The organism is Nostoc sp. (genome assembly GCF_036917655.1).
In the GTDB taxonomy this organism is placed as follows: domain Bacteria; phylum Cyanobacteriota; class Cyanobacteriia; order Cyanobacteriales; family Nostocaceae; genus Nostoc.
Map to the genome: position 1 here is coordinate 1 of NZ_JBALCY010000046.1, position 12,331 is coordinate 12,331.

The following is a 12,331-nucleotide window of genomic DNA, read 5'->3' on the forward strand; positions in this document are numbered from 1 at the left end:
AACCATCGCCACGGCATCAGAGGACAAGACAGCGCGGTTGTGGAACCTGCAAGGGCAACTGCTCCATGAATTCAAAGGGCATCAAGGCATTGTCTATAGTGTGAGTTTCAGCCCGGACGGCAAAACCATCGCCACGGCATCACAAGACGGGACAGCGCGGTTGTGGAACCTGCAAGGGCAACTGCTCCATGAATTCAAAGGGCATCAAGGCCCAGTCTTAAGTGTGAGTTTCAGCCCGGACGGCAAAACCATCGCCACGGCATCATTGGATAACACAGCGCGGTTGTGGAACCTGCAAGGGCAACTGCTCCATGAATTCAAAGGGCATCAAGTCCCAGTCTATAGTGTGAGTTTCAGCCCGGACGGCAAAACCATCGCCACGGCATCACAAGACAAGACAGCGCGGTTGTGGGCTGTGGAGAATTTAGATCAATTGCTGGTGCGGGGTTGCAATTGGCTGCATGATTATTTGCAGAATAACCCGAATATGACTGAGAGCGACAAGCATCTCTGTGATGATATCAAGTAAAAGCCCTAGAATTATCTCAGGTGATGCCTACGGCGGTAAACTACGCTACGTTTTTAACTTTTGCTAAAGCGTTTGTTGCAAAAGCGGTGCGTTAGCCTTTGACGTAACGCACCCTACTGGCGTGGCAAGCCTAAAATAGTGCATTAGATGTAGATGTAGGTTGGGTTGAACAACGCGAAACCCAACATTGATCGGAGTGTTGGGTTTCGTTCCTCAACCCAACCTACAAATTTTTTTGCAACAATTTAGCCTTGCCACGCCACTACAAAGTTAAACAGTAGAGAAATTAGCCATTAAAAACGCGACTACGCCACTTATTCAACCGGGCTTCTCCAATTGTGGCATACCGTCGGGCATCAGCAATTTGCTCTTGCAAACCTGCAATCTGTTTTGCTTGCGCGTCAACTTGCTGTTGCAAAGATGTATATTCGCCTGTGCTGGTCACGTAACTGGAAGATTGCCAACTACTACTAAATTTTGTTGTCCCGATACTAGCAAATGGTCGTAAGTCTGCTAGTTGTTGTTGCAAAGTTGCAATCTGGCTTTCTTGCTCTTGAATCTTTTGCTGCAAGCCTTCTTCAGCTGATGTGCGAGCTGCAATAAACGGGTTAACTGGAGCAGCAGTTTCTGGCTTTCGCTTGAATACTTCAGCAAGTATTGCACTAACATCCGTGGGTTTCAGTCTACCATAAGGAGTGTTGGTAATTAGCGATCGCACCAGTTGAGGTTCATTATTCGTTGCTAAATTCTTGTCACTGCTAGAATTGCTCCGCAGCAGTTGCAGCATATTGGTAAATTCCAATATCTTTTTGCCCGTTTGGGTTTTGTAACCCCGGTAATATGGCACTATGTTATCCCCAAAGGCATCTAGATACTCGTCGCTATCAAGATAAGAATCAATATCCGCCTCAAAACCCTTCTCATCTAGAATGTTGCTGTGATGTTTCGTCTCGGAGTAGTCATCGGGAGCGCGACCCAGCAGGTGCTTGAAGTTCAGTTCAATCGCCCGGTAGCGGTAAACTTTATCAAAAAATCTGGAGCGATACAACTCTGATTTGGCAACTTGACGCACAAACTCACGGACATCGATTATACCTTGCTTGAGTTGGGATTCTGGAACGATGAGCCGCTCACTTTCCATAATGTAGGCATTACCCAACACTTGCCGATAAACTGCTCGAATTACAATTTCAATGTCTTCAGATGAAGCAGTAGTCCACAGTTCGATGGGTTCTGTTTGGGGAAATGCTTGATATTGGCGTCGTCTGGTTTCTTCGTCTAAGAAAGTCTGCATACTTGGTTAGTGTGGGTAAGAGTGACTAATTTGTAAAGTAAAAATAAAATTTCTGTAGGGGAGACAGTGCGTTGCGGACTTTCTCAAAGTTGTAGCAGCTGGCGTTGTGTTAAGCGCATATTTCGAGATGATTTCTCACAAAAAATATAAATCAAAGCGCCTAAAGCACCTCTAGATAACATGGTGCATGATCGCAAAGCCATAACACACCCTACTTCAGATTTACTAATTACTGGGTCTTGATATAACTTATCAAGTTGTGGGGAGTTTTTTAGTTACATTTTCTAACAAACTTAGACGGCTAACCGTTAATAACTAACAGCTAATCATGATAAAAAATTAGCAATTAGACATTAACAATTAGCCGTCAACCCCCTTGGGGAGTATTTAAAATTCAAAACTTAATTTTGAATTGCAGTGTAGACACCTGTCAGAAGGATTTCCGCAAAATAGCGACTCTCAAGCACGCTCATCAAATCTAGTGTAGAAACCACCGTATTTTATCCAGTATTGTTTCAAAGTGTGATGAGGCGTATGTAAACTGGCTTTTGCCTGATATAAAATAACTTGGCGATGATCGCCCATCCAAATTTTATTAATGGGGTCAACGGATATTACTGTTCCTCCTAAAGAAGCTACACATTCAGAAAATCTTTCAATCGTGGTATATTCTAATGTCTCGAATATAAAAAAGTTACCCGAACAAATCAAGTGGCGACTGCGAATCCAGCAGCGCATTTTTTTTTCAGCTGGTGGAGGTAACATTTTGGTTTTAACAGACTCAAGCTGAATCAACATTTCTGGCTTATCGCATGTAATTCATCAGCAAAACTCTCCCGTTTTTCAAATCGGAATGGGCCAGCAGTTGATCCCCATATTTGCTCGTGGGTTTCAATATCCATACCTTTATCTAGACTTAACCAAGTATGCTCAGTTACTTCTACTTCGCTGACAAGATATGTCTGGCATCCATTGCGCTTAATCAGACATTGATTACCCGGTTCCACACTGCCTCGAAACATTTCACCTTCTCGTTGGAAAACCATTGAACAGTGATAACGCCGTTCAATGCTCTCTGGGGTGATGGTTTTGAGAATATCTAATTCACGAGCAGCACCTGCATAAAGCACAGGGTCTTTCAAGCTGTAATTTTCGATATAAATGCGATCGCCCCAATCGACTAGTCTATGTACTCCTTGACGATAGGGTGTCCATAAATCGTGGTCATATGCTTGTTCAGAATAAAAACCGATGGCAGAAAAAAATTCAATCGGTAAAGGACGAAAAAAAATGTGAATGTGGGCATAAAGTTGCGGATTTGCAAAGGATTGCTTGTAGTTGCTAAAATCTCCTGCCATCCAACAGGCTAAGGTGAGCAAATCGCTAGCGTTGGTGCTAGATTCACTGGGCGCTATCGTCACGTCGCTTCGCTCCGAATTCAAAACTTGTACTGAGCTTGTCGAAGTATTCAAAATTCACGCATTACAATCCCCATAAATAAATTTAGGAGCTTGTATCCTTTTATGTTTTAACCTGATATTGCTAACTGGTTGAACTTGACAAAGAGCGAATCTCTGAAGAAAAGGAAGCTGTTGTCACGCCTTTACCATCGCTGGTTTTAATCGTCGCTACCCGAAATCGGAGATTTGGGGTAGCAAACCAAATTCGCTCCTCAGCAGCAGCGAGGTCATACTCTGTCAACAGGGTAAAAATACCATCGTCACTCAGATGATATTTAGCCACTGCTGGGATTGTTTCGGCGTATCCCTTATCCCGTAGGAGTTTGCCTCTAAAAGGATTTTCGATATCGGGAATTGGCACCAGCACAGTACTACCAGAGATTGCTTTATCGTCCCAGTCTGACTCACCCTCCCAAGTCATCCGAAAAGGGTGGGTGATACTGGCGGGGTCAGTGTCATATAGTTTACAGATTGCTACCACTGCCGGATCATCGGTAGATAGAGACTCAATGTCAATGGTAGACAGCACTTGTTCAAAGTGGGCGAATGCTAAATGATGACCACTACGCTGCGATCGCCATCGTCCAATTGAAAGTTCAAAGAATTCAGTAATTTCCATTAAAAAAGTGATCTTAAAAAGTAGCTTACAATCCAAGAGATATCTTGGCTAAAAGGTTATTCTCCTACTGAGTTAGGAGAGACGCGATTAATTGCGTCTGTACAAGAGTTTGGAGTTATTATTCTCCCCACACTCCCCTATTTAAGCAACTTCAGTGATACTGATGATTTTGCCGCCCGTTCTATGGATGTTTTGCACTTGCCCAGACAGTTGGTTGTAGTTAACTACATATTCGAGGTTGCCTAAACGAGTCCGGAGATTAGCACCTTTAACTGCTTTAATCAAGAAGCGTTTGTCGGTGCTGCTTACACTAGAACCAGCAACGGGAGCCTTGATGGATGTGGGTAAATTTGAACCGACATCGCTGATCAGTTTGGCTTTGCGATCGCTATCGCTGCTAGCTACTCCTCTGAATAAGGTAAAAGTGCGGTTAAAGGTAACATTCTTAATCCCGACTTGGGAGCTAGTGCTGCGAGCATAGGGAACAATATTTTCGCCAAAATTCTGCTGATACTCTTCGCTATCGATATAGGATTCGATCTCAGCATCATAGCCCTGTTCGTTGTAGATGCGGACGTGCTCGGAAATTTCTGCTTGATCAGCAGGAGGACGTCCTAGCAGGTGTTTGAAGTTCAGTTCAATGAACCGATACTGGGAAGAAGAGTTGAAAAACAAAGATTGATAAAGTTCTGATTTCGCAACGCTGTTGACGAATTCGCGCACACTGATTTTGCGATCGCGTAATTGCGATTCAATAGTGGCTAGTCGCTCACTTTCCAACAAGTGAGCATTACCCAAAACCTGTTTGTAAATTGCCCGAATTAGTGTTTGTAATTCACTTTCGGTGGTGTTCGGACGCAGTTCAACCTTAGGTGAATCAATAGCCCAAAGTGACATTGAAGTATCTCCTTAAAACGTGAATTAAATTAAATTTTTGAGCATCCTACCCCTTATGGAGGTGGAATTTCGCATCAGTTATCAGTTATTTTTGCTACTGACTAGCTTTTGTAAAACTTTAGTTTGTGAAAGTGTGTTAAATCTCTTCGTAGATGACAACTGATGGCGTAATTGCGATTCACCACTCACGAGTCGCTCACTTTCTAACAAGTAAGCGTTACCCAAAACCTGCTTATAGACGGCTCGAATCACCGCTTCCACTTCTTCATTAGAGCTAGTCTGCCATAGCTCCACCTTCGGGGAATTTATAACTATGCTTCCCATTTACCTTTTTCCCAAGCTTAGTTTATGGATAGATTCTCTAGTTGACAGGAGTAATACTGGCAATCACGCCGCCCTGTTTGTGAATCCGTTGATCCTCTTGTGAAAGCTGATTGTATGGCACGAAAAAGACCTGGTTACTGCGGCGAAACTTGGAAATGTTATTCACCACATTTGCCTTGTAGCCAGTCACTTCAACTCGGTATACCTTACCGTCGTCACCAGATCCCACACCTTGACGAGTGCGAAGAGTAGATGTCGGGTTGCGGAATGCAGCACCCTTGCTGGTTGGTGAAACCACAGGGGTAGGCGTGCTTTGAATTAGCAAACTATTCAATTTTGCTTGTTTGCCAGCTAAGTCACCTTTTAAGCTGCTGCTAGAGGAACCACGTACCAGTTGGAAGAAGTGGGTAAACTGAACCAAACTCTGGATAGCTTCGGTTTTGTAGCCCCGAATATAAGGCACAAGGTTTTCACCGAAGGTTTCTTGATATTCGTCGCTGTCTACATAGGAATCAATCTCAGCTTTAAAGCCCTTTGTATCCAGAATAGTGCTGTGTGTACGCGTCTCTTCTAGATCCAATGGCGCACGACCAAGAAAATGTCTGAAATTTAATTCAATCGCCCGATAGCGGGGGGCGCTATCAAAAAACCGCGATCGGTAAAGTTCCGACTTCCCAACTTGACGCACAAACTCGCGAACGCTAATTTCACTTCGTTTGAGTTGGGATTCAGGAACGGGAAGCCGCTCACTCTCCATTACATAAGCATTGCCTAGAACTTGCTTATAAACTGCTCGAATTACGGTTTCAACTTCTTCATTAGAGCGACTTGGCCACAGATCAATGGGATCGGTATCTTCAAACAGAGCGACCCCTAATCGTGATGCTGGTCCAAAAGCCATTCAAACTATCTCCCAATTAACAATTAAATTTTATGAGAAGGATATTCAGCAGATGTTAAAAAACTTTACATCATTTGACAAAGGAGAGGCTATATAGACCTTAAATCTTTATTAGCCTTCATGATTAAAATTTTTACATCGTTGTGCCTTTATACATTTTGATACGATGCTGAAACCATATTTATTAAAAGTTGTGAAGTTAAATAATACTTTTATAGAAATTTCAGCTTTTTTTTAGTATCTGATTGGCAATTGGGGTACACGCAATGGTATCGTGATATCCCTCTGATATCATGTCCGCTTGATTGCTTATTAAACGCGAAGAATCTTACCCCGCCAAAGCTATGCTTTGTCTCCCCTAAGAGTAAGCAGCTACGGTGTACACACAAGTCGAAAAAAGCTCGATTTCTCATTTATCCTTGTTCTCTTGTTCCCATGCAGAGCATGAGAATGGTTGATTAGAGGTTGCTGCCTCCAGTCAGATATTGAGTCAGAGACTCAATGAATGCATTCCTCATGCAGAGCATGGGAACGAGTCAAGCCTAATCAAGCTAGGTTTTTAAGACTTGTGTGTACACAGTAGCCGCAAGCAGGGAGGGGATTAAAGGAGCCAGTGCGGTCTTTTCTCCCATTCGTGAGAGGCTAGCGCCAAGGGGTCTCCCCAAGTGGAGCATCTGGCGTGTGGGGTACATCGACTTACAATGCGATTGCATTGACTAACAATCCGATTGCATCGGCTTACAATCCCATTGCATCGACTTACAATCCCATTGCATTGGCTTACAATCCGATTGCATCGACTAACAATCCTATTCATCGACTTACAATGCTATTGCATCGGCTTACAATGCTATTCATCGACTTACAATGCTATTGCATACCCCACATGCCAGTTGTTTTAAGTCGGGAAACCTGCTGTTAGCGCTTGGCTTCCCTTAATCCTCTACCCGCAAGCGCAAAGAGGGGAGACAAAGCGTAGCTTTGGCGAAGTGAATCATGGAGGATAACCTTTGTCATCAGTTCATCCGTTGCATCGGCGCAATTTGCAAAGGCTTGGTTTCAGCCAGCATCGCATTGGGAACTAGTCTAGCCACTTTTGGCCATAGCATCATTCGCTTAAGCAAGTCTTTAGTTAAACTAGATACTTAAATCAGAACTGTTTACTTAGGACTACTAAATTTGGAAAGTAGCCAGTCGGGTAATTAAATGGTCAAAATAGGGAGCAAGAGTTTCTTGCTGATCGGCTTGACACCGCTTTAAACTAGCAACTTTAATACTTTTTAAGCCTAAGACCATTGCATCTAATGGAACTTGTAATTCCTGATAGAGCAAATTCATATAGTGCAGTCCTGTAGGATTTGTATACTCAGTGTGGCCACCTGCTATGCCATAGGTAATACACCGGAGAAAATGCCAGAAATCTCGCCAGCAAGCTTGGGCGCGTTCAGGTGGATAAAGACCGCCTCCAGGCTGAGTAATTTCAGGATAAGTCGCCAAAACCTCTTCCCTAGCTTCATCAACAATATCGGCTGCGCGATCGCGTAATAATACAGCAACAGGAATCAAGGCTGAATTATCAGGTGACAAAGTTATAATCTGCAATAAATCTTCATCACTCAGATACTGAAAAGCATCATCCGCAGCTTGGAATATAACAATCGCTGCTTTTGGATGGGACTGTTCCCACTCAGTAAAGCTGACAATTCTAGCTTTGGCTATTAATTCTTTGACGGTTTCGCTTAATTGAGTCATTGGTTTAGGGCATGGGGCATTGGGCATTGGGCTTCGCTCACTACAAGTGCCCAATGCCCTTAATTCAATCTTCTTAGAATGCGATCGCCATTTGATCGCATCTGTAAAATAAAGTAAAGAATAGCTCTACCAAATGCACCTATGGAAATCCATAAAATCCAAGCTGAACTGAAGAACCCAGATTTTCACTATCGGCTCAAGGCGATCGCTGCCCTCAATAATTATGAATCAGAAGTTGCAGTTCCTCTGTTGACGAGTAAACTTCATGACTCAGAATTTTTGGTGCGTTCTTTTGTCGCAAGGGGTTTGGGTAATCAACAATCAGCGGAATCTTTTGCTGCTTTGATGCAAATTATGAAATTCGACGATACACCCAACGTGCGAGCTGAGGCGGCAAATTCTTTATCGCTATTTGGCAGAGTCGCAGTTTCTCATCTAGTTCTGGCATTTTATCAGGATGATCACTGGCTAGTTAGGCGGAGCATTTTGGCCGCGATCGCTGAAATGGATTGCCCTGAAGAACTATTTGATATCTGCGTTCAGGGTTTAAAAGATGAAGATTTCACAGTTCAGGAATCTTCTGTTGATGGACTCGGTTTACTAGCTGATTCTAGCCAACATACTGCGGCATTATCCCAAATACTAACGTTGGTGAATGGTGAATCTTGGCGGATGCGCGTGCGAGTTAGCTATGCCCTCAAACGCTTTGACGAGCCGGAAGCCAAAGCAGCCTTGAACCAACTCAGACAGGATGAGGATCACCGAGTTGTCGGAGCGGCTTTAGAAGACTTGTTGCCACAATAGCGGTATGGATTTGTTCGGAATATTCTGAGCAAAATCATTTGATAAATAGCTAATTTATTATTTTACCTTAAATTTGACAAAAATATCCGGGCAATCTGCCAAAATCTGGAAGAAAAGATCAACTTTTTCGAGATGAGGAGGCATTTGTGACTGATATACCAACTGGTCAAATGACTTGGCGACTACCAGGTTCCTCAGAATCTGCCTTATATTTGCGGCATAATGCTTCGGAACCTTGGCGATCGTATAAAGAATTTCCACAATATGTTCTACCCGATCCGCCCGGTTTTTCCGAAGGATACGCTACATTTTTAGCGCTCCTGAAAAAGAACTGGCAGCCGTTGTAAACTGACTACCGAACAACTGGTGAAACAATTTTGGATTTTGGGTCGCACCTTTGGTGTGCTTGCAGCACAACTTGAATTTTGGATTTATTTCGCCCACAAGGAGCGTGGCTTGCACCTAAAATCTAAAATTGGCACGGTCAAGCCCTCAAACTCTCACGAGTTGTTGTGCGGGTGTAGGCGTTCCAAACATCGAGTTCTGAATGTGGACGGCTGGAAAGCATGGCTTTAGTTGCTTCTGTGAGTCCTTGAGCAAGAGTAAAATCTGCCCCAGCGATACTTTGAAGATGCTCCATCTCTGCATCACTGAGGTCAGTTGCTCGCAAATCTGTATCCCGCAAATCGGCTCCAGTTAATCGAGCATTCCGCAAGCAAGCCCCTGTCAAATAAGCTTTCGTCAAGTCAGCGCCACTTAAAGCCGCACCTTGCAAATTGGCTCCTGTCAAGTCAGCGCCACTCAGGTAGGCTCCACGCAGATTAGCACCTTGTAAATCCGCATTTCGTAAAGAAGCTGTATTCAGAAAAGCCCCATTGAGATTAGCACCTGGCCCCACCGCTCCCGAAGCTTTGTAGTTATATTCTTGGGGCCATTTCGTTTGTGTATCATAACGCGCTACTTGGAGTTTGGCTCCCTCCAAATTTGCGCCACTAAGATTTGCTTGCTGGAGATCAGCACGGTTTAAATAGGCTCCCTGCAAATTAGCCCCACTTAAATCGGCTCCACGCAGATTAGCGCCTCGCAAATCTGCCCCACTCAAATCGGCATTACTCAAGACCACCTTGCCCAGATTGGCTCCTAGTAGCTTGGCTTTACTCAAGTTAGCTTGTCGTAAATCGACTTCCCTCAGATTGAATTGGTACAAATCGATCCAATCTAGAGCAATTCCTGTTTTGAGGGCTGTTAAGATTTCTGGAGTTGGACTGGGGCGTTCGCTAGTGATAAGTTGAATTTCACTATTTGTCATCAGCTGATTAAAATATAACTTTTGGAGTTATTCTACACTTTAGCTAAATCGGGACTTCATCTCATCAGTCAGTATTCAATAACGCCAAAATTTGATAAAACGAGGTTTCAAAACAGATGTATCTAATACCGCCCTTGACAATGATCGACTTCTTCCGTAAAAGTGAGGGAACATGGTTTACGGAACGCTCCGTTCATCATTTTGACTCTGCGGCGGATGAGTCAGGGGAGTCGAATTTGATCATTAAAGTCATGGAAAAGGATGATCCTAAAGTCCAAGAAGTCTGTACAGCCCAAGGGATAGACCCTATTAAAGCAACAAGCGGTGCTAGCTTTGCATGGCAGGCTAACCTAGACACCAGGCTACCTAATACCGATAATGCCGCCATTTTAGTTGATGTACCTGACGAAACGAGGCGTTCTGGAAAACTTATCCGCAACCAGGGCTATGTTGAGAGCATTCCCGTTGTCAGCCGATATCAATTTGCTGATGATGGAGTGCTGACGATTGATACTGACTATGACAATAATCAAGGTCAGGAACGTTGTTGGTTTGTTACGGATGATTTTCGTGTCAGGGTCAGTACAGTACGAATGATGAACGGAGTCAACTTGATGACTTATTGTTCTGAGCGTCGTTGTGTTTCCCAAGAAGTCTTGGAGCAAATGATCAGTCGGAATCATGTTAGGTAAGGAGTGGTACTGAGTGAGGGAGAATAACTCCTAACTTCTAACTTCTAACTCCTAACTCCTAACTCCTAACTCCTAACTCAGCACTCAGCACTCAGCACTCAGCACTCAGCACTGTTTTGCCCAATGCCCATTAAGGAATGTTGCTTTGTTTCTCATAAATGAGACGCGCATGATTGCCATAACTTATTTTCATGCAAGGGTTAACAAGTCATGCTCCATGTATAAGCCTTTCCTGGAATTTTTAGAAAAAGAGCTATTTCAACGGTTTGATTTACAAAGTAGGGTCATTCCCCCTGGTTTGGAATTCAAAGTTAGCGATCGCGGCAGAAACCCAGCAACTATTCGTAGTTGGTGTTACCAATGTCAAGAGTTGCGGAAAATTCGTTATACCTACATTGATGCCGGGGAGAGTGCCCAGATTTTTAATAGCGTGGTTTATCCCAGTCATCACTACGATCTACCTCTGTTAGGGATTGATTTTTTATCTTTTGGTAAAGTCAAAAATCTGATTGTGCTTGACTTTCAGCCTTTATTTCAGGATGAAGATTATCAAAACAAATATATAGTTCCGCTAAAATCTCTCCATGATAAATACCCGGATTTGGCGCAAAACTTAGAAATGAAGTTTTACGATGCCAACCAGTATTTTTCTAAATACCTATTGTTTGCCAAAACAGATTCTGAAACAGTGGCAACGCGAGTGTTTGAAGCTTTTCAGGATTATTTAAACTTGTATTGGCAAATGCTAGAAGAGGCCCAAGCGCTCGAAGATCCTGAAGATATCCAACGGATTGTCAAAGTCCAAAAAGACTATGACCAATATAGTGCAGACCGCGATCCAGCATCTGGTTTGTTTAGCAGTTACTTTGGTCATGAATGGGCAGATCGCTTTCTCCATGAATTCTTATTTGAAGATGCTGTTCCCCTAGCAGTTAGTAGCAGCAAAAGATAACCATCATTGGGCATTGGGGATTATTAATTTTGAATTGGAGCGAAGCGACGTGACACTTTATCAACCATTTCTCGATTATGCGATCGCCTACATGCGATCGCGCTTAGATTTACAACCCTATCCTATCCCGACTGAGTTTGAGTCCAAGAGGGCTGTTGTGGGCAAGGGAAAGAATCAGGAAGAGGTTGTCACCACCAGTTATGCTTTTCAAACCACAAAATTGCGGCAAATTCGTGCAGCTCACGTACAGGGTGGCAATTCGCTGCAAGTGCTGAATTTTGTGATTTTCCCCCGCCTCAACTACGATTTACCCTTTTTTGGGGCGGATCTGGTGACATTGCCAGGAGGACATCTAATTGCTTTGGATATGCAGCCCCTATTTCGGGATGATCCAGCATATCAGGCAAAATATACTCAGCCAATTCTGCCCATTTTCCATGCCCATCAACAACATCTGTCTTGGGGAGGAGATTTTCCAGAAGAGGCACAGCCATTTTTCTCTCCCGCTTTTCTGTGGACTCGTCCCCAAGAAACGGCTGTAGTAGAAACTCAGGTGTTTGCTGCTTTCAAAGACTATTTGAAAGCTTATCTAGATTTCGTGGAGCAGGCAGAAGCTGTAACAGATTCCCAAAATTTACAAGCCATTGAGCAAGCCCAACTGCGATATCTGCGATATCGGGCTGAAAAAGACCCAGCCCGAGGAATGTTCAAACGCTTCTATGGTGCCGAATGGACTGAGGAATATATCCACGGCTTTTTATTTGACCTAGAGAGAAAATTAACAGCCATCAACTAGAG

15 protein-coding genes are annotated in these 12,331 nt (G+C 43.6%); 6 read left to right on the forward strand and 9 right to left on the reverse strand.

The genetic code is table 11. The features are described 5' to 3' along the window. A partial coding sequence (locus V7K30_RS16585) for a WD40 repeat domain-containing protein (protein WP_335001010.1) occupies window positions 1-529 on the forward strand: 529 nt, incomplete at its 5' end. Between the two features lie 286 nt (window positions 530-815). On the opposite strand, the gene V7K30_RS16590 is transcribed toward V7K30_RS16585, so the two are convergent. The 8 genes from V7K30_RS16590 to V7K30_RS16625 form a co-directional block, all read right to left on the reverse strand. Beyond that, the gene (locus V7K30_RS16590) at window positions 816-1,823 is read right to left on the reverse strand and encodes a phycobilisome rod-core linker polypeptide (protein WP_335001012.1); all 1,008 of its coding nucleotides are present in this window, start codon (window positions 1,821-1,823) and stop codon (window positions 816-818) included. 459 nt (window positions 1,824-2,282) lie between these two features. Beyond that, a complete protein-coding gene (locus tag V7K30_RS16595; protein ID WP_335001014.1) occupies window positions 2,283-2,621 on the reverse strand; it encodes a CpeR family transcriptional regulator in 339 nt (112 codons plus the stop codon). Further along, window positions 2,615-3,244, reverse strand: a complete 630-nt coding sequence (locus tag V7K30_RS16600; RefSeq protein ID WP_335001016.1) for a chromophore lyase CpcT/CpeT — start codon at window positions 3,242-3,244, stop codon at window positions 2,615-2,617. The genes V7K30_RS16595 and V7K30_RS16600 overlap by 7 nt, the downstream gene beginning before the upstream one ends. 121 nt (window positions 3,245-3,365) lie before the next feature. Beyond that, window positions 3,366-3,902: a phycobiliprotein lyase gene (locus V7K30_RS16605; RefSeq protein ID WP_335001018.1), complete on the reverse strand. Its 537-nt coding sequence runs from the start codon at window positions 3,900-3,902 to the stop codon at window positions 3,366-3,368. A gap of 141 nt (window positions 3,903-4,043) precedes the next feature. Further along, window positions 4,044-4,799 (reverse strand): phycobilisome rod-core linker polypeptide, encoded by a 756-nt coding sequence (locus V7K30_RS16610; protein WP_335001020.1) that lies wholly within the window; start codon window positions 4,797-4,799, stop codon window positions 4,044-4,046. Between the two features lie 81 nt (window positions 4,800-4,880). Continuing rightward, a complete protein-coding gene (locus V7K30_RS16615) occupies window positions 4,881-5,123 on the reverse strand; it encodes a phycobilisome rod-core linker polypeptide (RefSeq protein ID WP_335001022.1) in 243 nt (80 codons plus the stop codon). A 37-nt stretch (window positions 5,124-5,160) separates the two neighbouring features. Then, the gene (locus V7K30_RS16620) at window positions 5,161-6,024 is read right to left on the reverse strand and encodes a phycobilisome linker polypeptide (RefSeq protein WP_335001024.1); all 864 of its coding nucleotides are present in this window, start codon (window positions 6,022-6,024) and stop codon (window positions 5,161-5,163) included. A 1,173-nt stretch (window positions 6,025-7,197) separates the two neighbouring features. Beyond that, window positions 7,198-7,803 (reverse strand): phycobilisome protein, encoded by a 606-nt coding sequence (locus V7K30_RS16625; RefSeq protein ID WP_335001026.1) that lies wholly within the window; start codon window positions 7,801-7,803, stop codon window positions 7,198-7,200. 114 nt (window positions 7,804-7,917) lie between these two features. Between V7K30_RS16625 and V7K30_RS16630 the strand changes: the two genes are divergently transcribed. Beyond that, complete coding sequence (locus V7K30_RS16630; RefSeq protein WP_335001028.1) at window positions 7,918-8,580, forward strand: HEAT repeat domain-containing protein; 663 nt, start codon at window positions 7,918-7,920, stop codon at window positions 8,578-8,580. A gap of 146 nt (window positions 8,581-8,726) precedes the next feature. Beyond that, window positions 8,727-8,927 (forward strand): hypothetical protein, encoded by a 201-nt coding sequence (locus V7K30_RS16635; RefSeq protein WP_335001030.1) that lies wholly within the window; start codon window positions 8,727-8,729, stop codon window positions 8,925-8,927. 137 nt (window positions 8,928-9,064) lie between these two features. Here the strand turns inward: V7K30_RS16635 and V7K30_RS16640 are convergent, their stop codons facing one another. Beyond that, window positions 9,065-9,889 (reverse strand): pentapeptide repeat-containing protein, encoded by an 825-nt coding sequence (locus tag V7K30_RS16640; protein ID WP_335001032.1) that lies wholly within the window; start codon window positions 9,887-9,889, stop codon window positions 9,065-9,067. 116 nt (window positions 9,890-10,005) lie between these two features. Between V7K30_RS16640 and V7K30_RS16645 the strand changes: the two genes are divergently transcribed. From V7K30_RS16645 to V7K30_RS16655, 3 genes are all read left to right on the forward strand, one after another. Further along, window positions 10,006-10,581: a phycobiliprotein lyase gene (locus V7K30_RS16645; protein WP_335001034.1), complete on the forward strand. Its 576-nt coding sequence runs from the start codon at window positions 10,006-10,008 to the stop codon at window positions 10,579-10,581. A gap of 217 nt (window positions 10,582-10,798) precedes the next feature. Beyond that, window positions 10,799-11,533, forward strand: coding sequence for a 15,16-dihydrobiliverdin:ferredoxin oxidoreductase (locus tag V7K30_RS16650; protein ID WP_335001036.1), 735 nt, complete (start codon window positions 10,799-10,801; stop codon window positions 11,531-11,533). 49 nt (window positions 11,534-11,582) lie between these two features. Continuing rightward, the gene (locus V7K30_RS16655) at window positions 11,583-12,329 is read left to right on the forward strand and encodes a phycoerythrobilin:ferredoxin oxidoreductase (protein WP_335001038.1); all 747 of its coding nucleotides are present in this window, start codon (window positions 11,583-11,585) and stop codon (window positions 12,327-12,329) included. Window positions 12,330-12,331: the final 2 nt, after the last annotated feature.